The 24,849-nt window shown below is 74.8% G+C and carries 20 protein-coding genes; 8 read left to right on the top strand and 12 right to left on the bottom strand.

Features of this window, described 5'->3' with window-relative positions; all coding sequences use genetic code 11:
* The first annotated feature begins 302 nt into the window (after positions 1-302).
* The 6 genes from WIS52_RS03330 to WIS52_RS03355 all read left to right on the top strand — a co-directional run bounded on the left by WIS52_RS03330 (position 303) and on the right by WIS52_RS03355 (position 7,235).
* On the top strand, positions 303-434 hold the full coding sequence (locus tag WIS52_RS03330) for a hypothetical protein (protein WP_349296566.1): 132 nt from the start codon (positions 303-305) through the stop codon (positions 432-434).
* A gap of 100 nt (positions 435-534) precedes the next feature.
* Positions 535-1,599 (top strand): extracellular solute-binding protein, encoded by a 1,065-nt coding sequence (locus tag WIS52_RS03335; protein ID WP_349296567.1) that lies wholly within the window; start codon positions 535-537, stop codon positions 1,597-1,599.
* A gap of 2 nt (positions 1,600-1,601) precedes the next feature.
* A complete protein-coding gene (locus tag WIS52_RS03340; RefSeq protein ID WP_349296568.1) occupies positions 1,602-3,149 on the top strand; it encodes an ABC transporter permease in 1,548 nt (515 codons plus the stop codon).
* The gene (locus WIS52_RS03345) at positions 3,149-4,216 is read left to right on the top strand and encodes an ABC transporter ATP-binding protein (RefSeq protein WP_349296569.1); all 1,068 of its coding nucleotides are present in this window, start codon (positions 3,149-3,151) and stop codon (positions 4,214-4,216) included. Before WIS52_RS03340 ends, WIS52_RS03345 begins: the two co-directional genes overlap by 1 nt.
* Before the next feature lie 260 nt (positions 4,217-4,476).
* The gene (locus tag WIS52_RS03350; protein WP_349296570.1) at positions 4,477-6,270 is read left to right on the top strand and encodes a dimethylamine monooxygenase subunit DmmA family protein; all 1,794 of its coding nucleotides are present in this window, start codon (positions 4,477-4,479) and stop codon (positions 6,268-6,270) included.
* Entirely contained in the window at positions 6,267-7,235 is a 969-nt protein-coding gene (locus WIS52_RS03355) for a heme-dependent oxidative N-demethylase family protein (protein WP_349296571.1), read from the top strand. Before WIS52_RS03350 ends, WIS52_RS03355 begins: the two co-directional genes overlap by 4 nt.
* Before the next feature lies 1 nt (position 7,236).
* Here WIS52_RS03355 and WIS52_RS03360 read toward each other — a convergent pair whose 3' ends face one another.
* The 6 genes from WIS52_RS03360 to fdh all read right to left on the bottom strand — a co-directional run bounded on the left by WIS52_RS03360 (position 7,237) and on the right by fdh (position 14,765).
* The gene (locus tag WIS52_RS03360; protein WP_349296572.1) at positions 7,237-7,764 is read right to left on the bottom strand and encodes a bifunctional nuclease family protein; all 528 of its coding nucleotides are present in this window, start codon (positions 7,762-7,764) and stop codon (positions 7,237-7,239) included.
* A 77-nt stretch (positions 7,765-7,841) separates the two neighbouring features.
* Positions 7,842-8,609, bottom strand: a complete 768-nt coding sequence (locus WIS52_RS03365) for a class I SAM-dependent methyltransferase (RefSeq protein ID WP_349296573.1) — start codon at positions 8,607-8,609, stop codon at positions 7,842-7,844.
* A gap of 29 nt (positions 8,610-8,638) precedes the next feature.
* Positions 8,639-9,640, bottom strand: coding sequence for a methylenetetrahydrofolate reductase (locus tag WIS52_RS03370; protein ID WP_349296574.1), 1,002 nt, complete (start codon positions 9,638-9,640; stop codon positions 8,639-8,641).
* Positions 9,637-10,581 (bottom strand): NrfD/PsrC family molybdoenzyme membrane anchor subunit, encoded by a 945-nt coding sequence (gene nrfD, locus WIS52_RS03375; RefSeq protein ID WP_349296575.1) that lies wholly within the window; start codon positions 10,579-10,581, stop codon positions 9,637-9,639. The genes WIS52_RS03370 and nrfD overlap by 4 nt, the downstream gene beginning before the upstream one ends.
* A gap of 20 nt (positions 10,582-10,601) precedes the next feature.
* Positions 10,602-11,540, bottom strand: coding sequence for a 4Fe-4S dicluster domain-containing protein (locus tag WIS52_RS03380; protein ID WP_349296576.1), 939 nt, complete (start codon positions 11,538-11,540; stop codon positions 10,602-10,604).
* Complete coding sequence (fdh, locus tag WIS52_RS03385; protein WP_349296577.1) at positions 11,541-14,765, bottom strand: formate dehydrogenase; 3,225 nt, start codon at positions 14,763-14,765, stop codon at positions 11,541-11,543.
* An 87-nt stretch (positions 14,766-14,852) separates the two neighbouring features.
* Between fdh and WIS52_RS03390 the strand changes: the two genes are divergently transcribed.
* On the top strand, positions 14,853-15,998 hold the full coding sequence (locus tag WIS52_RS03390; protein WP_349296578.1) for a hypothetical protein: 1,146 nt from the start codon (positions 14,853-14,855) through the stop codon (positions 15,996-15,998).
* Between the two features lie 33 nt (positions 15,999-16,031).
* Here the strand turns inward: WIS52_RS03390 and WIS52_RS03395 are convergent, their stop codons facing one another.
* Positions 16,032-16,856, bottom strand: a complete 825-nt coding sequence (locus WIS52_RS03395; protein WP_349296579.1) for a hypothetical protein — start codon at positions 16,854-16,856, stop codon at positions 16,032-16,034.
* Positions 16,857-17,668: 812 nt separating this feature from the next.
* Between WIS52_RS03395 and WIS52_RS03400 the strand changes: the two genes are divergently transcribed.
* Positions 17,669-18,559 (top strand): alpha/beta hydrolase, encoded by an 891-nt coding sequence (locus WIS52_RS03400; protein WP_349296580.1) that lies wholly within the window; start codon positions 17,669-17,671, stop codon positions 18,557-18,559.
* A 25-nt stretch (positions 18,560-18,584) separates the two neighbouring features.
* On the opposite strand, the gene WIS52_RS03405 is transcribed toward WIS52_RS03400, so the two are convergent.
* The 5 genes from WIS52_RS03405 to WIS52_RS03425 form a co-directional block, all read right to left on the bottom strand.
* On the bottom strand, positions 18,585-19,904 hold the full coding sequence (locus WIS52_RS03405; protein ID WP_349296581.1) for an MFS transporter: 1,320 nt from the start codon (positions 19,902-19,904) through the stop codon (positions 18,585-18,587).
* Positions 19,905-20,032: 128 nt separating this feature from the next.
* A complete protein-coding gene (locus WIS52_RS03410; protein WP_349296582.1) occupies positions 20,033-20,581 on the bottom strand; it encodes a nuclear transport factor 2 family protein in 549 nt (182 codons plus the stop codon).
* On the bottom strand, positions 20,578-22,212 hold the full coding sequence (locus WIS52_RS03415; protein ID WP_349296583.1) for a flavin-containing monooxygenase: 1,635 nt from the start codon (positions 22,210-22,212) through the stop codon (positions 20,578-20,580). The genes WIS52_RS03410 and WIS52_RS03415 overlap by 4 nt, the downstream gene beginning before the upstream one ends.
* Positions 22,209-23,663: an aldehyde dehydrogenase gene (locus WIS52_RS03420; RefSeq protein ID WP_349296584.1), complete on the bottom strand. Its 1,455-nt coding sequence runs from the start codon at positions 23,661-23,663 to the stop codon at positions 22,209-22,211. The genes WIS52_RS03415 and WIS52_RS03420 overlap by 4 nt, the downstream gene beginning before the upstream one ends.
* Complete coding sequence (locus WIS52_RS03425) at positions 23,660-24,745, bottom strand: Zn-dependent alcohol dehydrogenase (protein WP_349296585.1); 1,086 nt, start codon at positions 24,743-24,745, stop codon at positions 23,660-23,662. Before WIS52_RS03425 ends, WIS52_RS03420 begins: the two co-directional genes overlap by 4 nt.
* Positions 24,746-24,849: the final 104 nt, after the last annotated feature.

Consider the following 24,849-nt stretch of genomic DNA (forward strand, 5'->3'; position numbering starts at 1 on the left):
CGCCCGGAGCCGGACGGACGACACGGCACGTCCGTGTCCTCCGGACCACGTCGGAGGCGTGCGGTTTCGCCGGACCACCCGGCCCGGCATGACGAGGTTCACGTCCCTCGCGCCGACAGTGGTTGATCGTTCGTCCGGGCCGCGACGGACACCGCCGTCGGAGCCTCGGCAGCATCTTGTCGACTCTCGACGTTTCTGCCACTTCCCGCGAGGGTCGGGACGGCGGAACGTCGACGGCGGCGGGAACCGATCCCGCCGGGTGCGGAACCGGCACCACGGAGACCGTCCGGAGGAGGTCCGCGATGTGGACCCAGATCCTGCTCGCCGCCACCGTCGTCCTGGGCACCGCCGGCACGTTGCGCGAGGTGCTGCGCGGCCGGCCGCGCCCGATCCGGACGAGGCCCGGCTACGACACCCGCACACCCCGGCTCTGACCCGCGGTGCACGCGCCCCACAGGTCAGAATTTCGTCCGGATATGTCCGTTCTGCCCTAGCCTCGGGAGGGCGTCTCGCGAACCTGCTCCGGGGAGATCAATGCCGATCACCGTCCATGCACCCGCCCGCACCCGCCGCCTCCTGACCGCCGCCACCGCCACCGCGCTCGCGCTCGTCCTGGCCGCCTGCGGAAGTCCCGCACCGGCCGACGAGTCCGCCGCGCCCGCCCCCGACGAGCCCCTGACCGTCTACTCCGGACGGTCCGAGAACCGGGTCCAGGAGATCCTCGACCGGTTCGAGACCGAGTCCGGCATCCCGCTCGACATCCGCTACGGCGACACCGCCGAGCTCGTCGCCCAGATCCTGGAGGAGGGCGACGCGAGCCCGGCCGACGTCTTCTTCGCCCAGGACGCCGGCGCGCTGGGCGCACTGTCCGAGGTCGGCCGGCTGGTCCCGCTCTCGCCCGGGACGACCGACGGCGTCGTCGACGGCTACGTCGCGGCCGACCGGAGCTGGACGGCCACGACCGCCCGCGCCCGCGTGATCACCTACGACGCCCAGGAGCTCTCGCCCGAGGAGCTGCCGCAGAGCCTCGACGACCTGCTCGACCCGCGCTGGGCGGGCCGGATCGGGTTCCCGCCGGGCAACTCGTCGTTCAACACGTTCGTCACCGCGGTGCGGCTCGACCGGGGCGACGACGGCGCCCGCGAGTGGCTGGAGGCCTTCCTCGCCCAGGACCCGGAGCGGTTCAGCAACAACCACGGCGTGATCGACGCGATCGAGAACGGCCAGGTCGACATCGGACTGACCAACCACTACTACATCTATTCCCGGATGGACGAGCTCGGCGAGGAGAACGTCCGCACGCGCAACCACCACGTCGGCGGTGACCCGCTGGGGCTGGTCAACGTCGCCGGGGCGGGGGTGATGGACACCGCGGACGACCCGGCCCGGGCCGAGCAGCTGATCGCCTACCTGACCGCGCCCGAGGCCCAGCAGTGGTTCACCGACACCTCCGGTGAGTACGCCGTGCGGGACGGCATCACCTCGGCCACCTACGAGATGCCCGGCATCGCCGACCTGCGGCAGCCCGACATCGAGCTGGCCGACCTGCGGTCGCTGGACGAGACCCTGGAGATGCTCCAGGAGCTCGGCCTGACCTGACCGTGCTGCTGCGCCGTCGTCCCCGCCGCGGCTCCGGCGGGGCGGCACCGGTGCTCGTCGCCGGTGCCGCGCTGGCCGGGCTCGTGATGCTGACCCCGCTGATCTACCTCGCGGTCCGGTCCGTCGAACGCGGCCCGGCCTACGCCGCCGACGTCCTCACCCGGCCCCGGACCGGGTTCCTGTTCTGGAACACCGTCGTCCTGACCGGGGCGGCGACGGCGGTCTGCGCGGTCGTCGGCACGCTCGCGGCGTGGCTGGTGGTCCGCACCGACCTGCCGGGCCGGCGGCTCTGGGGGATCCTGTTCGCGCTGCCGCTGGCGGTGCCGTCCTATGTGGCCGGGTTCGGCTGGATCTCCCGGTACCCGGGGCTGGCCGGTTTCGCCGGCACGCTGCTGGTGCTCAGCTCGGTCAGCTTCCCGTACGTGTTCCTCACCGTGTCGGCGGCGCTGTCCCGCGGCGACGCCGGTACCGAGGAGGCCGCGCGGTCGCTCGGGCTCGGCCCGCTGCGGGTGCTGCTGACGGTCACGCTGCGGCGGGTGTGGCCGGCCGTGCTGGCCGGGGCGCTGCTCGTCGCGCTGTCGGTGATCAGCGACTTCGGGGTGCCGTCGCTGATGCGCTACGAGACGTTCACCCTCGGCATCTTCACCCGCTACCGGTCCACGTTCGACCCGACCCCGGCGGCGATCCTCGGGGTGGCGCTGGTCGCGCTCGCCGCCGTCGTGCTCGTCGCGGAGGCGCGGGCCCGTGGCCGGTCCGCGGCCCGGGTGGGGCGCGGCGCGGGCCGGCGGGCCGGGCCCACACCACTGGGCCGGTGGACGCCGGCCGGGCTGGTGATCGTGCTCGCCGTCGTCGGGGTCTCGCTGGGCGTCCCGGCGCACAGCCTGGCCTCCTGGACGATCGCGGGCGCCTCCGCGGGCGTCGACTGGCCGCACCTGGCGGCGACCACACTGGACACCTTCCGGGTCGCGTTGCTCGGCGCGGTGTGCACCCTCGTCCTCGCGATCCCGGTCGGGGTGCTCGCGGCCCGGCACCGGGGCCGGCTGGTGCGGGCGCTGGAGAACGTGACCTACCTCGGGTTCGCGCTGCCAGGGGTCACCGTCGGGCTCGCCCTGGTCTACCTCGGCATCCGGGTGCTCCCGGACCTCTACCAGCGCACCCCGATGCTGATCGCCGGCTACGCCGTGCTGTTCCTGCCGCTGGCCGTCGGCGCCGTCCGGACCGGGGTCGCCGACGCCCCCGTACAGCTCGAGGAGGCGTCCCGCTCGCTCGGCCGCGGCCGGCTGACGACGCTGGCCCGGGTCACCGTCCCGCTGGCCGCGCCCGGGATCGCCGCCGGTGGCGCGCTGGTCTTCCTCTCGGTGGCCCGGGAGCTGCCGGCCACGCTGATGCTGCGCCCGACCGGCACCGAGACCCTCGCGATGGCGATCTGGACCCGGACCGGGGCGAGCCAGTTCGCCGCGGCCGCGCCCTACGCGGTGGTGCTGGTCCTGCTGGCCGCGGTCCCGACGCTGGTGCTCGACCGGGTGCTGCGCCGCCGGGGAGGAGACTGATGGACGACGCGCTCGCGGTCCGCGGGCTGCACGCCGGGCACCCGGGCACCCGGGTCCTGTCCGGTGTGGACCTGACGGTCCCGGCCGGTGCGGTGGCGGCGGTGCTCGGCGGGTCCGGCTGCGGCAAGAGCACGCTGCTGCGGACGGTCGCCGGGTTCCACCCGATCGACCGTGGCACCGTGCACCTGGACGGGCGGCTGGTCGCCGGCGACGGGGTGGAGATCCCACCCGAGCGGCGCCGGGTCGGCCTGGTGGCGCAGGAGGGGGCGCTGTTCGGGCACCTGGACGTCGCCGCGAACGTCGGGTTCGGCCTGGACCGCCGGGCCCGGCGCGGCCCGCGGGTCGGCGAGATGCTGGAGCTCGTCGGCCTCGGCGGGTTCGGGGGCCGGATGCCGGCCGAGCTCTCCGGCGGCCAGCAGCAGCGGGTGGCGCTGGCCCGCGCGCTCGCTCCCGCCCCGGCGCTCGTGCTCCTCGACGAGCCGTTCACCGCTCTCGACGCGGGCCTGCGCGCGGGGGTCCGCGCGCAGGTTCGGGACGCGCTGGTCGCGGCCGGGGCGACCGCGGTGCTGGTGACCCACGACCAGGAGGAGGCGCTCGGCATCGCGGATCTGGTCGCGGTGCTGCGCGACGGCCGGGTGGCCCAGTGCGCACCCCCGCGGGACCTCTACGACTCCCCCGCCGACCTCGGCGTCGCCCGGTTCGTCGGCGACGCCGTGGTCCTGGACGCGCACGCGGCGGCCGGGACGGCGACGACCGCGCTCGGCCGCATCCCGCTGGGTCCCGGCCCGCGCGGCACCGGCGCCGGGCAGGTGCTGGTGCGCCCCGAGCAGCTGCGGCTGCGGCCCGCGGACGGTGACGGCGAGCCGACGGCGAAGGTCACCGACGTCGACTTCCACGGGCACGACGCGGTCGTCCGTCTCGACCTCGACGGCACCGTGCTGCAGGCCCGTACGCCCGGATCCGTGCCGCTGCGCCCCGGCGACCGGGTGCTCGTGGAGGTCGAGGGGACCGCACGGTTCTTCCCGGGCCCGCACGATCCGGCGACGGACGGGCGGGCTGCGGGCTGACGCCGGTCGGGCGGGGCACCTGGGCGCTCCGGGCCGAGCCGTGGCCGGACCCGGTGGAGCCCGGCGGATCCCCGCCGAGATACGGATCAGCGGGCCGTGGAGATCGACTTCTCCCGCTGTGGCGTATCTCGGCGGGGCAGCACGGTGTGGCCGGGACGGTGTGGCCGGGACGCTGACCGCTCGGCGTCGAGCCCGTCCGCACCCGCACGACCGTAGGATCGGCGGGCCTGCCGACCGCCGCCCCCTGGACCGACTGCCCGATGGCTCCCGCGCCCACCGATCCGTCCACCGCACCGACCGGGACCACCGCCACCGGCGTCCCTGCATCGACCGGGATCGCCGACCCCACCGGTGCGCCCGCGCCGCGCCCCGGTGCGGCGCGCGTGGTCCGGACCGGCGTCGCTCCGCGCTCGGCGTACGTCCCTCTCGAGGCGACGACCCAGCCGCGCTACCCGGCCACCGCGCCGCTCGGCCCCGCCCCGCACCTCATCGTCGCCGTCGGCGACGCGCCCGCCCCGCCCCCGCGGCCGGGCGACCGGCTGCGCACCCTGCCCGTCGCCGTCGACGCCGGGGCGCTGCTCGACACCGCACTCCCCGGGCTGGCCGCGGGCTCACGGATCCTCGTCACCGGCACCGAGGACGAGGTGCAGCGGGTGCGCGCGGCGGCGCACGCCCGCGGAGCCCGCGACGACGAACTGGTCCTGTGCCCCACCGACACCGGCCCGGACGTGCCGGGTCCGGGCGCCGGGACCGAGACCGTCCGGGTCCGGTCGGTGCACTGTGGACACTGTCACGCCCGGTCGACGGCACGGGCCGCGGTCGGCGACACCGTCGCCTGTCCGGGATGTTCCGCGGAGCTCGCCGTCGCTCCGCACCACTCGCGCACCCACGCCGCCTTCCTGGGTGTGCCGACCGGCGGCCGGGACGGCACCGCCCCGTCGTCCGGGGCGACGGCCCGCCCCCGCACGCGATCCCGCACCCCGGGCACCGATGTCGCACCGGCTGCACCCGGTGCGGGGGCCGCGGCGGGGTGCGAGGACGGCGACGACCTGCGAGGTCCCGGGGACGACGCGGCGCCGCGCGCCGCACGGGCCGGCCCGGAGCCTGCGCCGGCGATGCGTCCGACCCACCTCGACCTGGTCGTCGCCGAGATCTCCGACCCCGGCCCCGGCGCCCGCTCGATCGCGCTGGCCCCGGCGACCGGCGACCCGCTGCCGTGCTACCCGCCGGGCAGCCACCTGGGCCTGGAGTGGGCGCCGGGCCGCTGGAACGCGTACTCGCTGACCGGCCCGTCGGTCCATCCGGACCTGCTGCACGTCACCGTCGCGCTGCGCCCGGACGGATCCGGCGGCTCCCGGTGGGCACACGCGCTGAGGCCCGGTGACCGGGTCCGTACCACCGGCCCGCGCTCGGCGTTCCCGCCGGTCCCGACCGCGACGCACCACCTGCTGGTCGCGGGCGGGATCGGGGTGACGCCGATCCTGTCGCACGCCCGGTGGCACGCGTTCTGGGGCGGCTCGTTCCAGGTCCTGTACGTGCGCCGCCCCGGCGCCGCGCCGCACCTCGGGGACCTGCGCCGGCTGTGCGGGGACCGGCTCGACGCGGTCACCGGCCGCGAGGCCGCCCGGGTCGCGCTGGACCGGTTGATCGCGACCGCACCGTTCGGCTCCCACCTCTACACCTGCGGACCACCCGGACTGATCGCCGCCGTCGCCGCCACGGCGCGGACCGCGCACTGGGTCGACGGCCGCGTGCACGCCGAGAGCTTCGTCCCCCGCACCGACCCCGGCCGGCCGTTCCGGGCGGTGCTGCGGCGCAGCGGGCACACCGTCGACGTCGGCGCCGGCGAGTCGCTGCTGGACGCCCTGGACCGCGCCGGGATCCCCGCTCCGCGGCTGTGCCGCCGAGGGGTGTGCGGCGAGTGCGTCACCACTGTCCACTCCGGACGGATCGAGCACCGCGACACCGTCCTCGACGGCGACCGGGACGGCCGCATGGCGCTCTGCGTCTCCCGCGCCGCCTCGCCCGGCGCCGTCCTGGAACTGGAGCTGTGACCGGCCGCGCGGACGACCCGGGCGACTACCCGTTCCCGCTGCCGCACCCGTCGTACCGGATCAGCGCGAACGTCGAACCCGCCGGCGTCGTCCGGGAGACCGAGGCCGGCTCCTGGGGCGGGACCGTGCTGCACGTCGGCGACGACCACGCGGCCGTCGTCGCGCAGCGGGCGGCGGTGCTCGACCGGGAACCGGCCCGGTTCGTCGCCGCCCCGCACGCCCGCGCCGCCTGCTGGGACGCGCTGCTGTACCTGCTCGGCCGGCTCGCCGCCGAGTACCCCGACCACGTCACGCTGCACCGCGACGGCGACCGGTACAGCTACCGCAACGCACTGCTGGGCACCGGCGGCGAGTTCGTCCTCGGCGACGAGTCGTCGCTGGGCGAGCACCCGCTGCGGTTCGCGTCCCGGCAGGTCGGCGAGGACGTCGTGGTGCTCGGGGCGCGCGACGACCGGCTGTGGCTCGACGCCGGTGCCGTCGCGTTCGCGTCGGTCTGGTCGATCGGCTTCGACGCGGGGATGAGCTTCGCCGAGCTGCACGGCCCGGTCCCCGGGAACGTCGGAGGCGGGGTGTTCGAGCGGGCCGAGCGGTTCCTGCTGCGGCTGGAGCCGGGCGAGGCCTACCGCCGGCTGAACTGGGGCCTGCAGCCCGACGACCGGCTCGACCTGTCGCTGGACACCGCGCCGTCGTGGCTCGGGCGGCGGCACCGGCTCGACGTCGCCGACCCGGGCCGGGAGATCCACCTGCGGACCGAGGTGCAGCACCTGGTCCGGCTGCCGCTGACCGGGTCGGTGCTGTTCCTGATCGGGATCCGGTTGCTGCCGCTGGACCGGCTCGCGCTGGTCCCGGCGTGGCGGAGGCGCCTGGTCTCGGTGCTGGAGACGCTCCCGCCGGAACTGGCCGAGTACAAGGGCCTGGACGCGCTGGGGGCGCTCACCGTCCACCATCTGACCGGGCGCGGGTAGGTCAGCCGCGTTCCTCGGGACCGAAGTCCTCGGGCCGGGCGGTGTCGAGGAAGCGGCGGAACTCCTCGACCTCGCTCGCGGGGTCGTCGGCTCGGCCGGCCGCACGGTCGTCGGCGCCCTGGACGGTGACGGACTCGGCGGCGACACCCACCTCGTCGAACACCGCCTCGGCGACGTCGATGGGGGCCTTCTCCAGCAGGGCCAGCACGACGGCGTCGCTGGTGCGGGCGTCGACGACGGTGCCGCCCTCGAGCACCAGCTCGGCGTGGAAGACCCGGTCCTGCAGGGCCCGCACCCGTACCTGCCGGACCTTCTCCCCGAACTCGGCGAGCACGGCGAGGATCAGCCGGTAGGTGTCCGGGCGCGAGGCCGGCGGCATCCCGGCCAGTGCCGCGGCCAGCGCGGCGGCCTCCGCCTCACCGATCCCGACCGGGACGAGCCTGCCGCGCCCGCCGGCCTCCTCGAGCAGCACGACCGGTCGTCCCGGACCGGTGTCGATGCCCACTGCCCGCACCCGTGCCTCGGCCATTCCGCTCCCCCGTCGTCGCACCCGCCGGACCGGCGTACCCGCGCACGGCGCCCCGCATACCGGGTGCGGGCACCGCCTCACCGGGCGGTGGCGTGTAGCAGGTGTCCCTCGACGGTACCCCCGTCGACGAGCCGCCCGATCCTTCTCGCCTGCTCCTCGGCCGCGGCGAAGCGCGGGTCGTCACCGTGCGTCCGGGCCAGCTGCGCGTCCACCCGGGCGATCCGGTCACGCCAGGAGGCCGGCGCGTCCGGCAGCCCGGCGAGCGCCGTCACCGTCCCGGGGGCGAACCCGGTGGCGCGCAGCAGGGCGAGGGTCCCGTCGAGGGTCGGGAAGTGGTTGCCGTCCGGCGCGCCCGGCGGGCGCGGCTCGTCGGCGGTGTACACCAGCAGCCCCAGCGCACCACCCGGGACGAGCACCCGGTGCAGCTCCGCGAGCAGCCCGGCCTGGTCCTCGACGGTGCACAGCACGCCCAGGCACCAGCACACCGGCACCGACCCGGACGCCAGCGGGAGCGCGTTCCCGTCCCCGACGACCGCGGGTATCCCCAGCATCTCCCGCGCGGTCCGGCAGGCCCCCGGCATCGGGTCGACGACCACGGGCACCGCGCCGCGGTGCTCGCGGGCCCAGGCGGCCGGGCCGCCCGTTCCGCCGCCGACGTCGGCCAGCCGCACCCCCGGTGTCAGCCCGCACTCGCGGGCCAGCAGCTCCAGTGCCGCCGGGCTGGCGCTCCCCCGGCACGCGGCCGGGATCGCGTGGTCGGCGCCGAGCTCGTCCACCGCCCGTCTCGTCCAGTCGGCGACGGTGTCGAACTCCAGCGCCATGCGCTCCGGGACGAGGTCGGCCATGGCGGTGCGCGTACCCGGCGACCGCCGCCCTACGCCCCGGTCCGGTCCCGGATCCGCCGGCCGACCTCGGCCTTGATCTCCGCGCCCCGCTCGTCGCTGCCCGAGGTGCCCTTGCCCGACAGGTTCACCCCGGCGACGCCGTCCACGGCGAGCAGCGCCACCGCCTCGTCCGTCGCGGCCTCGATCCCCGCCTCGACCGGGTCGGGCGCCGCGAGCACCGTGGCGACGACCTCCGGGTCGAGCTCGAGCCCCGGGTAGCCCTGCAGGGTGCGGGCGCCGCGTTCGTCGGTGACGACGGCGACGCCGGCCAGGACCGGCAGGGTGGCCCCGTGACGCCGGGCGCCGGCGACGAACGCGGCCACCCGCGCCGGCGACGCGACGTGGTTGAGCACCGCCGCGCCGGCCCCGGCCCGCTGCTTCTGCGCGAGCCGCGCGGGGCGCAGGTCCCGCGGTGGCGCGTCGGGCGACTCCGGGACGACGGCGGCCGGCCCGGTCCGTGCGGCCAGCGCGGCCAGCCGGGTGCCGTCCAGGTCGAACACCTGGGTGGCGTCCGGGCGCATCCCGGGCGCCCGGGCGTCGCCGGTCACGCAGAACACCGCGTCCGCGCCCGCGGCCGCGAGCCCGGCGAGGTCCTGTTCCAGGACGACCCGGTTCCGGTCGCGGCAGGTCAGCGTCACCCACGGCCGCCCGCCGGCGTCGCGGACCAGCATCGCCAGCAGGGTCGGCGGGAAGTCCGGGGTGTCGTGGTGCTGCCCGAGCAGCAGCGCGTCGCACGACCCGGCCAGGGTCCGGGTGAGGCGGGCCAGGGCGCGGGCGTCGTAGGGCGGGTTGGTGAGGTCGGCGAGCACGACGGGCCCGCCACCGGCCAGGGCTCCGGGCAGCGCGGCGGGCCCGGGCGGGCCGGTCCACGGCACCAGCGGGGCGGTGGCGAACGGGCACGGCCCGGTCCCGAGCTCGCACCCCAGGTCGGGGCGGACACCGCCGCACGGTCCGAACGTCATGTGCTTCGGGCAGCCGGCCGTTCCGGTCACTCGTGCCGCTCCTCCTGTTCCGCCTCGCGACGCCGGAGCCGCTCCCGCTGCGGCACGACGGTGTAGGCCGGGTCCCACGCCGTCGCCATACCGGCGTCGAACACCCCCCAGCGGGTCGCCGCGGACCCGCCGTTGAGCAGCAGCCCGGCGACGGCGTCGAGCAGGCGCCGCCGGCGTGGCCGGCGCCGGTGCAGCGCGTCCGCGGCCGGTCCCGCCACGGCGGCCACGACCCCGGCGGCGGTGGCGGCGCGGGCGGCCCGCAGGATCCGGCCGGCCCGCCCGGTGCGGTAGGCGTGCGCGCTCATCCCGATCCGGCTCTCCAGCCGGTGGCTCGCGGCCAGCTCCAGCGCCGCGCCCGCGACGGCGACCCGGCGCGGTGGTCCGTCCCCGTGCCCGGTGAGCAGCGCCGCGCCGCCGCCGGAGGCGAGCGCCGACCCGGCGAACACGAACGGCAGCTCCCGGTACGCCTCGTGCCAGCCGGGCACCGCGGTGTCGGCCAGCAGGACCGCGGTGTAGGTGGTCATCGCCGGACCGAGCACCGCACCGGCGGCGCCCGCCGCCCGGCCGGCACCCGGCAGCAGGCCGGCCAGCTCGGACGCGGCGGCCAGCCCGGTCGCGGTACCGAACGGGGCGAGGATCCACGAGCCCACCGACAGCGGGGACGTCGGCTTGAGAACCCGCATCATGTTCAGGAACCGTTCCGGGCGACCCAGGTCGTGGATCAGGAACGCCACCGACGACACCGCACCGGCGGCCGCGACCAGCCGTCCGGACCGCCGCAGCCCGGGCCGTCCGGTCAGGTCGGCGAGCGCGGCCAGCGAGGCGGACACCCCGGCCGTCCCCCCGAGGTAGAGGTAGGCCGGGACGTCGGGGACCTTCCAGACGGGCGGCTTGATGATCGGCCGGTCGTGGTAGCTGCGGAAGTCCGCGTCGGGGACCATCAGGCGCTCGCGACGCCCCCTCACCGGCGGACCCCGACGAACGCCGCACCCACCGTCGCCGCGACCGCCAGCGCCGCGGCGGCCGCGTGCCGCCACATCGACGGCAGGTCCCGCGTCGTCACCACCGGGTCCGGCGGGAGCCCGTAGACCTCCGGCTCGTCGAGCAGCAGGAAGAACGCGCCGTCCCCACCGACGCCGTCGTCCGGGTCCCGCCCGTAGAGCCGGGCCCCGGTCACGCCGTGGCTCTGCAGCGTGGCGAGCCGCGCGTCGGCCTCGGCCCGCAGCTCGTCGAGCGGCCCGAACCGGATCGACTCCGTCGGGCAGGCCGTGGCGCAGGCCGGTGCCATCCCGGCGCCGAGCCGGTCCTGGCACATCGTGCACTTGAACGCGCGGCCGTCGCCGGGTCGCTGGTCGATCACACCGTACGGGCAGGCCGGGATGCAGTAGCCGCAGCCGTTGCAGATGTCGGACTGAACCAGCACGGTGCCGTGCTCGGTGCGGATCAGCGAGCCGGTCGGGCAGACGTCCAGGCAGGCGGCGTGCGTGCAGTGCTTGCAGACGTCCGACGACATCAGCCAGCGCACCTCGGTGGCGTCCGCCCGGTGCTCGCCGGACTGCGTCGCGCCGGGCAGGTCCATCGACGGCATCCCCAGGTCGGTCGGCGCGGACCGCGACGCGGGCACCCGCTGCTCGACGAACGCGACGTGCCGGTAGGTCGACCCGCCGAGCCCGCCGGTGTTGTCGTAGCCCATCCCGGCCATCCCGAGGACGTCGCCGCCGGCGCCGCGGTCGGAGACACCGTCGGCGGGCAGCGCGTTCCACTCCTTGCACGCCACCTCGCAGGCCTTGCACCCGATGCAGACGCTGGTGTCGGTGAAGAACCCGACGCGCCCGGGGTGGTCGGCCGGGTAGCCGGCGTCGCGGGTGGGGTCGTCGAGCGGACCGGACAGCGAACCCATCTACTCCTCCAGCCCGGCGGCGCGCCGGCGGTCGGCGAGATAGCGGACGAGGGCCGGACCGCGCGGACGCCGGCCGGGACGGATGTCGCAGGTCGCGGCCTTGGTCTCCATGATGTGCACGTTCGGGTCGAGCGCGACCGAGAGCAGCTCGTTGGCCGCGTCGCCGGTCGAGAGCCCGTTCGGCCCCCAGTGCCAGGGCACGCCGATCTGGTGGATCACCCGTGTCCCCCCGTTCCCGTCGCCGACCCGCAGCGGCGTCGCGCGGTCGGTGACCACGATCCGCCCCTCGATCGCCGAGCGCGCGGTGACGACGTGCCCCCAGTCGTTGTTCCGCAGGCCGCGCTCGGCGGCGAGCTCCGGGGAGACCTCCAGGAACATCTCCGGGAACAGCTCGTTCAGGCGCGGGGTCCAGCGGCTCATCCCGCCGGCGGTGTGGTGCTCGGTGACCCGGAACGTGGTGAACACGTACGGGAAGTGCTCGCCGGACGGGTTGTAGGTGTTCTCCGGGCTCGGGAACTGCTGGCGGGCGGGGTTCGCGCCCTGCGCCGGGTACAGCGCGTTGGGCACCGGCGACTCCTGCGGCTCGTAGTGCGCGGGCATCGGCCCGTCGAGCAGCCCGGCGGGTGCGTAGAGCCAGGCGCGGCCGTCGCCCTGCATGACGAAGGGCTCGTTCCCGGCTATCGAGGCCGCGCCGGCGGTCTGCGACTCGGGGACGTGGCCGGGTGCCGTCGTCGCGGGGAAGTCGGGGACGTCGTCGCCGGTCCAGCGCTCGCCGTCCCACCAGACCAGCTTCTTGCGCTCGCTCCACGGCTTGCCGTCCGGGTCGGCCGAGGCCCGGTTGTAGAGCACCCGCCGGTTCGCCGGCCACGCCCAGCCCCACTCGTGCGCGAGCAGGTCCTGCTCCCTGCCGGGCCTGCGCCGGGCCGACTGGTTGACGCCGTCGGCGTAGACCCCGGTGTAGATCCAGCAGCCCCCGCTGGTGGAGCCGTCGGCACGCATCTCGGTGTAGGACGACAGCGGGGTCCCGTCCGCATGCCGTCCGTTGATCTCGCGCAGGACGGCGTCCGCGCTCGGCTCGGCGATCCCGGTCGGCCCGACCTCGACCGGGTAGTCCCAGGTCAGGTCCTGCAGCGGACGGTCGCGGGGGTCGGTGGAGCTCGCGACGCGGGCCTTCAGGCGCTTTCCGAGCTCGTAGTAGAACCAGAGGTCGCTGCGGCAGTCGCCGGGCGGTTCGACGGCCTTGTGGTGCCACTGCAGCAGCCGCTGGGTGTTGGTGAAGGTGCCGTCCTTCTCGGTGTGGTTCGCGGCGGGCAGGAAGAACACCTCGGTACCGATGTCCTCCGTGACCATCTCGCCGGTGGCGATCTCCGGGCCGTCCTGCCAGAACGTCGCCGTCTCGATCATGTTCAGGTCGCGGACGACGAGCCACTCCAGGTTCGCCAGCCCGCGCCGCTGCTGCCGCGAGTTCGCGGTGCCGACGGCCGGGTTCTCGCCGATCACGAAGTAGCCGGGGACCTCGCCGCGGGCCTGCGCCATCACCGTCGGGAACGACGAGTGGTCGCCGTCCAGGCGCGGGAGGTGGTCGAAGCAGAAGTCGTTCCCGCGCGTCGCGGCGTCGCCGAACCAGGCCTTGAGCAGGCTGACCAGGTAGGTGTCCATGTGGCCCCAGTAGCCCTTCTCGCCCGCGTTGTTGACGACGAAGGAGGCGAGGTCCTGCTCGCGGTGTGCGTGCGGCATCGGGATGTAGCCGGGCAGCAGGTCGTAGAGCGTCGGGATGTCGGTGGAGCCCTGGATGGAGGCGTGCCCGCGCAGCGCGAGGATCCCGCCACCGGGCCGGCCGATGTTGCCGAGCAGGCCCTGCAGCACCGACGCGGCGCGGATGTACTGGACGCCGACGGTGTGGTGGGTCCAGCCGACCGCGTAGCAGAACGCGGACGTCCGCTCCCGGTTCGAGTTGTCGGTGAGCGCCCGCGCGACCCGCAGGAACGTGTCCGGCTCGATGCCGCAGACCTGCTGCACCATCTCCGGGGTGTAGCGGGCGTAGTGGCGGCGTAGCAGCTGGAACACGCACCGCGGGTGCTCGAGGGTGTCGTCCCGGGTCGGGGTCCCGGTGAACGGGGCGCCGCCGGAGCCGGCGATCTCGCCGCGCTCGTGCTCCTGGGCCATCGCGCGCTGCTCGTCCCGGAACCCGGCGCTCGCCTCCACGTCGGCGTCGGCGTACTGCCAGGTGTGCACGTCGTAGCTGCCGGTCTCCGGGTCGTAGCCGGAGAACAGGCCGTCGAGGTCCTCGGTGTCCCGGAAGTCCTCGCGGACGATCATCGGGGCGTTGGTGTAGGCCCGCACGTACTCGTCGAACCAGAGGTCGTTCTCCAGCACGTACCGGATCAGCCCGCCCAGGAACGCGATGTCGGTGCCGGCCCGGATCGGGACGTGCAGGTCGGCCACTGCGGAGGTCCGGGTGAACCGCGGGTCGACGTGGATCACCGTCGCACCGCGCCGCTTCGCCTCCATCACCCACTGGAAGCCGACCGGGTGGGCCTCGGCCATGTTCGAGCCCTGGATGACGATGCAGTCGGAGTGGACCAGGTCCTGCTGGTAGTTCGTCGCGCCGCCGCGACCGAAGGAGGCTCCCAGACCGGGAACCGTGGAGGAGTGTCAAATACGCGCCTGGTTCTCCACCTGCACCGCGCCCAGCGCGGAGTAGAGCTTCTTCATGAGGTAGTTCTCCTCGTTGTCGAGGGTCGCTCCTCCGAGGCTCGCGATGCCCATGGTGCGGCGCAGGTGCCGGCCCTGGGAGTCGGTGTCCTGCCAGGTACGACGACGGGTGTCCAGCACCCGGTCGGTGATCATCTCCAGCGCGGTGTCGAGGTCGAGGTCCTCCCAGCCGGTGCCGTACGGGCGGCGGTAGCGCACCGTCGTCGGCCGCAGCGGTGAGGTGACCAGGGACAGCGTCGACGAGCCCTTCGGGCAGAGCCGGCCGCGGCTGATCGGCGAGTCCGGGTCGCCCTCGACGTGGGTGACCCGGCCGTCGGTGGAGTAGACGGTCTGGCCGCAACCCACCGCGCAGAACGGGCAGATCGACTTCGTGATCGTGTCGGCGGTCCCGGTCCGGGCGGACATCCGGTCGGTCCCGGCCGAGCGCGCCGCGGCTCCCCGGCCGAGCCGGTCGGGACCGGCGAGCTGGCGGCGCAGCGGCCAGGCGTCGAACCACTCTCTGATCCCCACGCCTCTCGTCGTTCCCGGTGTGCCGCCGGTCAAACCAGCCGCCACCCGCCCTGCGCGCGCGACCGGGTGGACATACCGTCCCGGCCCGTGAACGACACGCCCCGCACCACCGTGCTCGACCTCATCGCCGATCCGGGCCTGCCCGCCGAGCTGGCCGGGCGGCTCGTGGACGAGCTCCCCTCCCGGCTCGACCGGGAGGGTGACGGCGTCTGGGAGGTGCGGATCTCCGACGAGCCGATCGCGCTGGACGAGCAGGGCGCGCTGCCGATGCTGGAGATCGGCGGGCGGGCCCGTGAGTGCGACGACGCCGACGCCGTCGTCCTGCTCACCGACCTGCCGCGCCGCGCCGGGCCGCAGCCGGTGGTCGCCGACGCCGGCACCGAGCAGCGGATCGGGCTGGTGTCGCTGCCCGCGCTCGGCGCCGTGAACCAGTACCCGCGGTGCCGGGACACCGTCGTCCGGCTGGTCACCCATCACCTGTTCCCGTCGTCGGAGCGCGCCGAACCCGGGGAGCACTCGGACGCGGGCCGGGCCGGATCGCTCACCCGGCTCGACCCCGGCCGGGAACAGCGGGGTTACGACGACGACTCCGGCAGCGGCGGTGTCGAGGACGGCGTCGACGTGCGGCTGGCGCTGGCCGGGATACGCGGACGGTTGCGCCTGCTGTCCGGGCTGGTCCGGGCGAACCGGCCGTGGCGGCTGGTGCCGAGCCTGTCCCCCGCGCTCGCCGCGGCGGCCGCCGGCGCGGCGTTCGGGATCTTCTACTCGAACATCTGGGAGCTGGCCACGGCGCTGGGGGTCGTGCGACAGCTGGCGGTGATGCTCCTCGCGCTGGTCGGGATGACGACGTGGCTGATCCTGGACAACGGGCTGTGGGAGTCGCGGCGCAGCCGCTCGCTGCGCGAGGAGGCGTGGCTGTCGAACGCCTCCACGGTGCTGACCGTCGGTTGCGGCGTGCTGATGATGTACGCGCTGCTGTTCGTGATCGCGCTGGGTGCGTCCGCGGTGGTGATCCCGCCCGACTACCTCGGCACCAACCTGATGCGCGGGGCGGGCGTCGACGACTACCTGATGATCGCGTTGCTGTCGACGTCGATGGGCACGGTCGCGGGCGCGCTCGGTTCCGGGTTCGCCGACGACGGCGCGGTGCGCCAGGCGGCCTACAGCCGGCGGGAGCAGGAGCGGCGCGCACGGCTGGACCGGGAGGACGAGCGGGCCGCCGGACACGGCTGATCCCCTTCCCCACGGCGACGGCCGCGACACCGCTCATCCCCGCGGCGCCGACCCCAGCTCACGCTCCAGGACGTCCCGCACCACCAGCTCCCGAGAGCCGTGCGCGACGACCCGCTGATCGATCCGCTCGACCAGCTCCGCGGGCAGGTCGAGGACCACCCGCACCGTGCCGGCCGACCCGGCGGCGTCCTCGGCCCGTCCGCCCCGGTCACCGGCGCCGGTGACGACGACTCCGGCCGGACCGCTCGACCGCCGGCCCGGCCGCAACAGCAGCGCCATCACCGGCAGCGCGATCGTCCCGAGCGCGTCGACGATCGCGGCGACCCCCAGCCACTGCCACCACGGCCCGTCGCCCCCCGGGACGTCGCCGTCGGTCAGCACCGGCACCACCAGCATCACGGCCACCACGGCGATGGCCAGCAGGGTGATCACCAGCCCGGCCCGGACCACCCGCTGCCGCCGCGCGGCCAGCAGGAGGAGCAGGTTCGCATGGGCCAGGCCGACCGCCGCGATCGTCGACACGAAGAACGTCTTGAGCCACACGTCCCCGAGAGCCGAGGACCACTCGCTCCACACGAGCACCAGGGCGGCGACCGCCGCCACGATCCCCGCGACGAGACCCGCGAACCCGAGCAACCGGACCGCACGGTCGACGACGGCGAGGTGGCACAGCGACGTCGTCCCGAACGCGGCGACGACCAGCGTGGTCAGCACGATGCGGAACTGCAGCTCGTCGAACGCGCTCCCGAGCAGGGCGGCGATCCCGAACAGCGAGGCGACGACGAGCGAGCCGACCACGCCCACGACCATGGCGCGACACACGCCGCGCAGGGCGGGGCCGGAACTGTTGTCGGACATGAACCGGACGCTAGCCCGGCGGACCCGCCGCCGGCCTGGGTAGCACTACTGGCGTCGGGGCGCCGGTCGAGAAAGCACTACGCGCGCTGTGCGGGGATCGGGTGTGGGGAGCGTTCCGGGCGGGCCCCGCCGTCGTCGGTCCGGAAGGCCGGCCGGGACGGCGAGCAGGCGCAGAACTGGACCGGGCGCATGCACCGGAAGCAGAGAGAGGCCTCCACGCGCAGCGGATCGCGATGGGTGATGGTGGACACAGGTGTCGGTTACCCCTCGAAAGCGCACATCACGCCGGAGGGGCCCGAAAGCGGGACGGACGGACTCGGTGCGGCGCCCGGTGGCGCGGGCGCGTCGTCCCGCCGCGGTGAGTGGTGGGACGCACCATCCGCAGCAGCCGGGCGGGCGGCGCCTGTGCGGCGACGACCGCCACCCACCGCGGACGCCGCAGCGACGCAGCCTTCGTCGACGCCGCGGTGACCGTGCCCTGCGTGCCCGACGACTCCACCCGGGGGATCCGCAACACGAGCGGTCCGGATGGTCGACGTGCACGAGCACGTTCTGGCCGGCTGCTCCGCCCTGCACCGTTGTGGGTGTTCGAGATGGACGAGGCACCGCAACAGCCACCGCGAGTTCGGCTACTCGCCCTACGAGTGCTTCGGCGACGGCGCCGGGAGTGCGCCAGGGGTGATGTGATCGCGGACCGCCGGCGATCTTGACACCGCAGGGAATCATCATAAGGATTTCCCGGACGGTCTGAAGAAACCGAGGAGGCAGCGCGCGTGCGGGACGACGACGTCGATCACGATGGGCGGTCTGCCGTGGCGAGGACCGAACCGGTCGGCCTCGACGCGGAGCTCGACGCGTTGCGGCGGGCCGCCCTCGGCGCAGCGGTGGCACCGATGGTGGAGCTACCCCCGGCCGCCGTCCGTGAGCGGGTCAGCGCCGGTGACCGCCTCTGTGCCGCCGGACCGCCGGTCGAGGTGCGGGACACGACCGCGGACGGCGTCCCGGTGCGGATCTACGAGGGTGCACGTTCCCGCGCGACGCTGGCGTGGGCGCATGGCGGCGGCTGGGTGACCGGGGACCTGGAGTACAGCGACGAGATCTGCCGGTTCCTGGCCGCACACGCCGACGTGCGGGTGGTGAGCGTCGACTACCGGCTCGCGCCCGAGCATCCGCTACCGGCGGGAGCCGACGACGTCGCCCGGGGGCTCGCGTGGTGCCGCAGGATGTGGCCCGGCACGGCGATCTGCACCGGAGGCGACAGCGCGGGCGGGCATCTCGCCGTCGCCGCTGCGGCACGGGGCGGCGCCGACGCCCTGGTCCTCGTCTATCCCGTGCTCGACCGGCCCGGCCGGTGGCCGTCCTACGACTCGATGGGCGATGCGTTCCCGATCGGGCGGGCGGCGATGGACTGGTTCTGGCGGCACGCCGGTGGTGACCTGCTCCCGCCCGGCGAGATGCCGCTCGAACGGGCCGATCTCGGCGCGCTCCCCCCGGTCCTGCTCGTCCTCGCCGGTCACGACCCGCTGCACGACGAGGGGATCGCCTTCGCCGACCGGGTGCGGACGGGCGGCGGGACGGTGACGGTCACCGACCACCCCGCGCTCTGCCACGGCTTCCTGCGGTTCAGCGCGGCCTCCGCCACGGTTGCGGCGGCCCGCACGGACCTCGTGGAGAGCGTGCGGCGACTGGTGCTCGACCTCTGAGACACACGGCCGGCCAGGCGGCCCTTCAGACCGAGGTCGTCGCCGCCGACGACCGTTCCGGCTCGGCGAGCCCCCGGCCGTCGAGGTGACGCCTGGGCAGCGCCAGGACCAGGCACATGCCGATCAGTGCCGGCACGACGAAGACGTAGAAGCTCCAGGCGACCGGCAGCCCGGCGGCGAGGACGAACCCGCCCAGGATCGGACCGACGATCCCGCCGAGGCGGGCGACCGTCATGATCGACCCCATCGCGGTGGCACGCACCGCGGCCGGGAACCAGATGGCGACGAAGCCGTTGAGGATGACCGAGGTGCCGTTGGCGCCGACGCCGGCCAGGAACACCGCGGCGTAGAGCACCACGGTGGGCGGGGCGAGGCTCATCACGACGAGCGCGACCACGCCGATGCCGAACCCGCAGAACGCGACCCGGCGCGGCCCGACCCGGTCGGCGAACCAGGACATCACGGTGGCGCCCACGATCGCCCCGACGCTCATGGTGGCGAGGAAGCTCAGCGCGGAACCGAGCGGGTAACCGGCGGTCCGCATGATCTGCGGAAGCCAGGTGTTCAGGCCGTAGATGAACAGCTGGCCGATCAGCGTGGTCAGCGCGAACACCGTCGCCATCGCCAGCAGTGGCCGGCGGCCGAGGTCGCGCAGCCGCACCTGCGACCGGTCGTCGCCGGAGGTGTCGACGGGTTCGGGGAGCCCGTAGCGTGCCGCCACGGCCCGGGCCTCGTCCATCCGGCCCTTCGCGGCGAGGAACCCGACGGACTCGGGCAGCACGACGTAGGCGACCGGCAGCAGCACGACCATCGCGACGGCACCGAGCGCGAACATGACCCGGAACCCGAACGGCTCGAGCAGGACCAGCGCGAGCAGTGCGGCCGCGATGGTGCCGACCGAGAACCCGGAGCTGACCAGGGCGTTGAACAGGTTCCGGCGCTCGCGCGGCGCGAACTCCACGGTCAGCGCGAGCGCGGTGGGCAGCAGGCCGCCCAGCCCGATCCCGCACAGGAACCGGAACAGCCCGAACAGCTCCGGAGTGGGGGCGGCCGCGCAGGCGAGCATGAACACCGAGAACCAGGTGATGCTGAACATCAGCATCTTGCGGCGACCCAGCAGGTCGGTGGCGACCCCGCAGATCAGCGTGCCCACCAGCATGCCCATGAACGCGTAGCTGGCGATCAGGCCCGTCCGCGCGGCGTCGAGCCCCCACGGCTGGTACTCGAGCAGGGCCGGGATCGTCGTCGCGAAGACCGACAGGTCGTACCCGTCGAACACCACCGCGATACAGCAGATCACGGCGACCGTCGTCCCACTGCGACGCCGGGTTCCGAGCTCGCTCATGTGGTCCTCCTCGACCGTCGATCACTCTGATCGTTGCAATGATGACAAGAGATGTCCACCACGTGGATCGGGAATGCCCGACTCCTCCGGTATGCGACGTCTCCCGCCGTCGCGGGACGGTGGCGCGATCAGCCTTCCGGCGGGGCCCGGTGGAACTCCACCCAGGACGGCAGCGACTCCGGGAGATCGGCGTCCGCCGGGGCGAGCCGCGGCCACCGCGCCCGTGGTTCGCCCGGCGTGACCGTCAGGAGCTCGGCCAGCGGCATGGCGTAGACGATCCGGCTCACCCGGGCGGCGAACCGCCACGCTCCGTCCTCGCGCCGGTAGCGGTCGGTGTAGCGGTGGGCCACCACGAACAGGCCGTCCTCGGTGACGATCTCGGAGTGCCCGCTGACCCGGCCCGCGGCGTCCTCGGGACCGAGCTCGTCGAGGACCACCCGGTGCGGCGTGTGCAGCGTGGGCCCGAAGGCGGCGAACCGCTGCCGGTAGGTCCGGCGCAGCGCGTCGTGGCCGCGGACCGGACCGCCCAGGGAGTCGAAGACCCCGTCACGGGTGTAGCAGGCGACCAGCGCGCCGAGGTCCCGGTCGTCGGCCGCGAGGGCGTAGCGGGAGACCAGTTCCTCGATCTCGAGCCGGGCCTCCAGCCGGGCGATCCGGTCCTCCGCCGGGCTCGTCACCGCGCCGCCGGGTCGCGGGTGGTCAGGCCGGGGTAGCCCTGCGCGGCGACGTCCTCGCAGTGCCGCCGGTAGGTGCCCACCCCGCCGACGTAGGGCATGAACACCCGTGGCTTGCCGGGGACGTTGGCGCCCAGGTACCAGCTGTTCCCCCGCGGGAACAGGGTGGACTCCGAGAGCTCGTTGACGTGGGCGACCCACCGGTCCTCGGCGTCGGGCCGCGCCTCGACCTCGTCGTGCCCGCGTTCGCCCAGCGCGCCGAGCAGGTCGGCGACCCAGTCGACGTGCTGCTCGATCGAGACGACCATGTTGCTCAGCACCGACGGGCTGCCGGGCCCGGTGATCAGGAACAGGTTGGGGAATCCGGCGGTGAGCAGGCCCAGGTAGGTCCGCGGGCCGGCCGCCCACTTCTCCCCCAGCGCCAGCCCGTCGCGGCCCCGGACGTCGATCGCCAGGACGGCCCCGGTCATCGCGTCGAACCCGGTCGCCAGCACGAGCACGTCCAGCGGGTGGTCGTCCCCGGACGCGGTCCGGATCCCGCCGGGGTGGATCGCCTCGATCGGGTCGGCGCGAACGTCGACGAGCTCGACCCCTGGCCGGTTGTAGGTCGCGTAGTACCCGGTGTCGACGGTGACCCGCTTGGCGCCGATCGGGAAGCCGGACGGGACGAGCCGCTCGGCGACCGCCGGGTCGTGCACGATCTCGCGGATCTTGCCGCGGACGAAGTCGGCGGCGGTGTCATTGGCCCGCTCGTCGGCCAGCAGGTCGCGGAACGCGCCGATGAACCCGCCCCCGCCGACCTGCCAGCGGGCCTCGTACTCCTTGTCCCGCTCCTCGGGCGTGACCTCCAGCGCGGACCGCTCGCCCCAGGCGCGCAGCTGGCCGTTGCGGCTGTAGCGGACCTGCTCGCGGTGGTCGCGGTAGCGGGCCTTGAGCTCGGCCGCCACCTCCGGGTCGAGCGGCTGGTTGTGGGCCGGGAGGCTGAAGTTCGCGGTCCGCTGGAAGACGGTCAGGTGCGCGGCGCGCTCGGCCAGGACCGGCACGGCCTGGGTCCCCGAGGACCCGGTGCCGATCACCCCGACCCGGGCGCCGGCGAGGTCGGGCTCCTCGTGCGGCCAGCGCGCGGTGTGCAGGACCCGCCCGGCGAAGGTGTCCAGTCCGGGGATGTCGGGGTCGCGCGGGGCCGAGAGGTTGCCACCGGCCATCACGACGTACCGGGCGGTGACGGTCGCCCCGGCGGCGGTGGTGACCCGCCAGAGCGCGGCGTGGTCGTCGAACTCGGCCGCGGTGACCTCGGTGCCGAGCTCGATGTCGCGCAGCAGGTCGAACCGCTCCGCGACGTGCTGCAGGTAGGCGAGGATCTCGGGCTGGGCGGGGTAGCGCTCGGTCCACTGCCAGTCCTGCTCGAGCTCGGGCGAGAACGAGTAGGAGTAGTCCATGCTCTCGACGTCGCACCGCGCGCCCGGGTAGCGGTTCCAGAACCAGGTCCCGCCGATCCCGTCGCCGCGCTCCAGGACGCGGACCCGCCACCCGTCGGTGCGGAGCCGGTGCAGCGCATAGAGACCGGCGAAACCGGCGCCGATCACGAGGACGTCGTGGTCCGGACCGGCGCTGGACTGCCGACCGGCGCTCATCGGACCGGCCCCAGCGCGATCGACTTCGGTTCCCGGTAGGACGCGAGCCCCTCCGGGCCCATCTCGCGGCCGATCCCGGACTGCTTCATCCCGCCGAACGGCGTCCCGAACGCCTGCGGCGCGCCGTTGACGCTGATCATCCCGACCCGGATCCGGCGGGCCACGGCGAGCCCGCGGTCCTCGTCGGACGTCCATACCGACCCGGACAACCCGTACGGCGAGTCGTTCGCGATCGCGACGGCCTCCTCGACGCCGTCGTAGGGCACCACCGCGATCACCGGGCCGAAGATCTCCTCCCGGACCGCGCCCATCCCGTTGTGCGCACCGAGCAGCAGGGTGGGCGGCACGAAGTACCCGGGCAGGTCGCCGGGGCGCTCGCCGGACACGATCGTCGCGCCCTCGCCGGCGGCTCGCTCGACGTAGCCCTCGACCCGGGACAGCTGCGCCGCGCTGACCAGCGGACCGATCCGGGTCGCCGGGTCGAACGGGTCGCCGACCGTGTAGCCGCCCATCTCGGCGCGCAGTGCCTCGACGAACTCCGCCTCCCGGGACCGGGGCACGAGCACCCGGCTCTGGGCGATGCACAGCTGCCCGTTGACCGTCAGCGCCATCGGCAGCACGCCGCGGGCGACGGTGGCGGGGTCGGCGTCGTCGAGCACGACGGCGGCGGACTTGCCGCCCAGCTCCAGGGTCACCCGGGCGACCCGCTCCGCGCAGGCGGCCATGATCTGCTTGCCGGCCGCGGTGCTGCCGGTGAAGGCGACCTTGTCCACCCGGGGGTGCCCGACCAGCGCCCGGCCGGTCTCACGGCCGCCGGGGACGACGCCGAGGACCCCGTCAGGCAGCCCGGCGGCGGCGAAGGCGTCGGCGAGCAGGTATCCGGTGAGCGGGGTCTCCGGCGGTGGTTTGACCACGACCGAGCACCCGGCGGCCAGCGCCGGGCCGACCTTGAGCACCGGCGAGCTGAGCGGGCCGTTCCACGGGGTGATCGCCCCGACCACCCCGACCGGCTCCTGCACGACCAGGCTGCGCATCGCCCCGTCGTCACGGATCTCCTCGGACGGCGTGGTCTCGATCAGGTCGGCGTAGTAGCGCAGCATCCGGATCGGGTTCGGCACGTGTGCGCGCTCGGCGAACGAGCGCGGGCAGCCGAGCTCGGCGGTGAGCAGGTCAACCGCGGCGGCGCCCAGACCCTCCAGGTGGTCGGCGGCACCACGCAGGACGGTGGCCCGCTCGGCCACGGGCCGGTCCCGCCAGGTGCCCGCCTCGAACGTCTCGGCGGCGGCGGTGACGGCCCGGTCGACGTCGGCGACCGAGCCGAGCCGGGCGGTGCCGACGACCTCCAGGGTGGACGGGTTCACCACCTCGGCGAGCTCGCCGCCCTCGGACGGCGTCCACCGTCCGCCGACGAAGACCTCCGGGCGCGACCGCAGGTCGGTCACGGCGGTCACGCCGGGAACTCGATCATCGTGCGGGCGCCCTCGGAGCTGTCCATCCCGAGCAGCGCGTCGCTCACGCCGTCCAGCCCGATACGGGACGAGAGCAGGTCGTCGAGTCTCATGCGGCCCTCCAGGTAGAGGTGGCAGTACAGCTCGACGTCGACCCGGAACCGGCTGGACCCGAGCCGCGAGCCCTGCAGCTTCTTCTCACCGAGGAGCTCCACCGGCGGGATCGTCACCCGGGCGTCGGGGCGCGGGACGCCGACCATGGTGGCCGTGCCGCGCGGCCGCAGCGCAGCGAACGCCTGCTCGATCGTCGCCGGAGCACCGACCACCTCGAACGCGTGGTCCACGCCGCCCCCGGTGAGCTCGCGAATCGCCTCGACCGCGTCGGTGGACGAGGCGTCCACCACGTGCGAGGCCCCGAAGTCCCGGGCCCGGTCGAGCTTCGCGGGCAGCCGGTCGACGGCGACGACCCGGCGGGCCCCGGCGAACCGGGCGGCCTGGACGACGTTGAGGCCGACACCGCCGCAGCCGATCACCGCGACGTCCTGGCCCGGACGGACCGCGGCGGTGTGCAGGACCGCGCCGAAGCCGGTGATCACCGCGCAGCCGAGCAGCGCCGCCCGGTCCATCGGCATCTCCTCGGGGATCCGGCACAGCGCGCTCTGGTGCACGAGCATCTGCTCGCCGAACCCGCCCAGCCCGACGAACGGGCTGACCGGCTCGCCGTCCAGACTGAGCCGCGGCGGCCGTCCGGCGGCCCGGGTCCGGCCGTTGTCCGCGCAGTGGTGCAGCGCCCCGGTGAGGCACCAGGTGCACGTCCCGCAGAATCCCGCCGGGGCGGTGACGACCCGGTCCCCCGGCCGCACGTAGGTGACCGCCGAGCCGACACGCTCGACGATCCCGGAGGCCTCGTGCCCGAGCACCATCGGCAGGCCCAGCGGCTGGGCGCCGGAGTGGGCGTGCTTGTCGGAGTGACAGATCCCCGACGCCACGGTCCGGACGAGCACCTCGTCCGGATCGGGGTCGGCGACGCTCACCTCCGCGACCTGCAGTGGCGCGTCGAATCGGGTGAGCAGCGCTGCGCGCACGAGCTACCTCCGTAGCGAGTCGTCGATGACGCCCGGACAGCCGAATACGGGGGAATGATTGCAAGCGATAGGGGGGCTCCGCAACGGGGTCGGCCATTGCCTGT

It is taken from the genome of Pseudonocardia nematodicida, from assembly GCF_040105385.1.
Classification (GTDB): domain Bacteria; phylum Actinomycetota; class Actinomycetes; order Mycobacteriales; family Pseudonocardiaceae; genus Pseudonocardia; species Pseudonocardia nematodicida.

Bases quoted from the DNA above. Each gene is read 5' to 3' on its own strand.
- WIS52_RS03350 (WP_349296570.1), top strand. From the start codon at position 4,477: ATGGCTCCCGCGCCCACCGATCCGTCCACCGCACCGACCGGGACCACC.
- WIS52_RS03360 (WP_349296572.1), bottom strand. From the start codon at position 7,764: ATGGCCGAGGCACGGGTGCGGGCAGTGGGCATCGACACCGGTCCGGGA.
- WIS52_RS03415 (WP_349296583.1), bottom strand. From the start codon at position 22,212: ATGAGCGCCGGTCGGCAGTCCAGCGCCGGTCCGGACCACGACGTCCTC.
- WIS52_RS03395 (WP_349296579.1), bottom strand. From the start codon at position 16,856: ATGTCCGACAACAGTTCCGGCCCCGCCCTGCGCGGCGTGTGTCGCGCC.
- WIS52_RS03380 (WP_349296576.1), bottom strand. From the start codon at position 11,540: ATGGGTTCGCTGTCCGGTCCGCTCGACGACCCCACCCGCGACGCCGGC.
- nrfD (WP_349296575.1), bottom strand. From the start codon at position 10,581: ATGGTCCCCGACGCGGACTTCCGCAGCTACCACGACCGGCCGATCATC.
- WIS52_RS03405 (WP_349296581.1), bottom strand. From the start codon at position 19,904: ATGAGCGAGCTCGGAACCCGGCGTCGCAGTGGGACGACGGTCGCCGTG.
- WIS52_RS03345 (WP_349296569.1), top strand. From the start codon at position 3,149: ATGGACGACGCGCTCGCGGTCCGCGGGCTGCACGCCGGGCACCCGGGC.
- WIS52_RS03335 (WP_349296567.1), top strand. From the start codon at position 535: ATGCCGATCACCGTCCATGCACCCGCCCGCACCCGCCGCCTCCTGACC.
- WIS52_RS03365 (WP_349296573.1), bottom strand. From the start codon at position 8,609: ATGGCCGACCTCGTCCCGGAGCGCATGGCGCTGGAGTTCGACACCGTC.
- WIS52_RS03330 (WP_349296566.1), top strand. From the start codon at position 303: ATGTGGACCCAGATCCTGCTCGCCGCCACCGTCGTCCTGGGCACCGCC.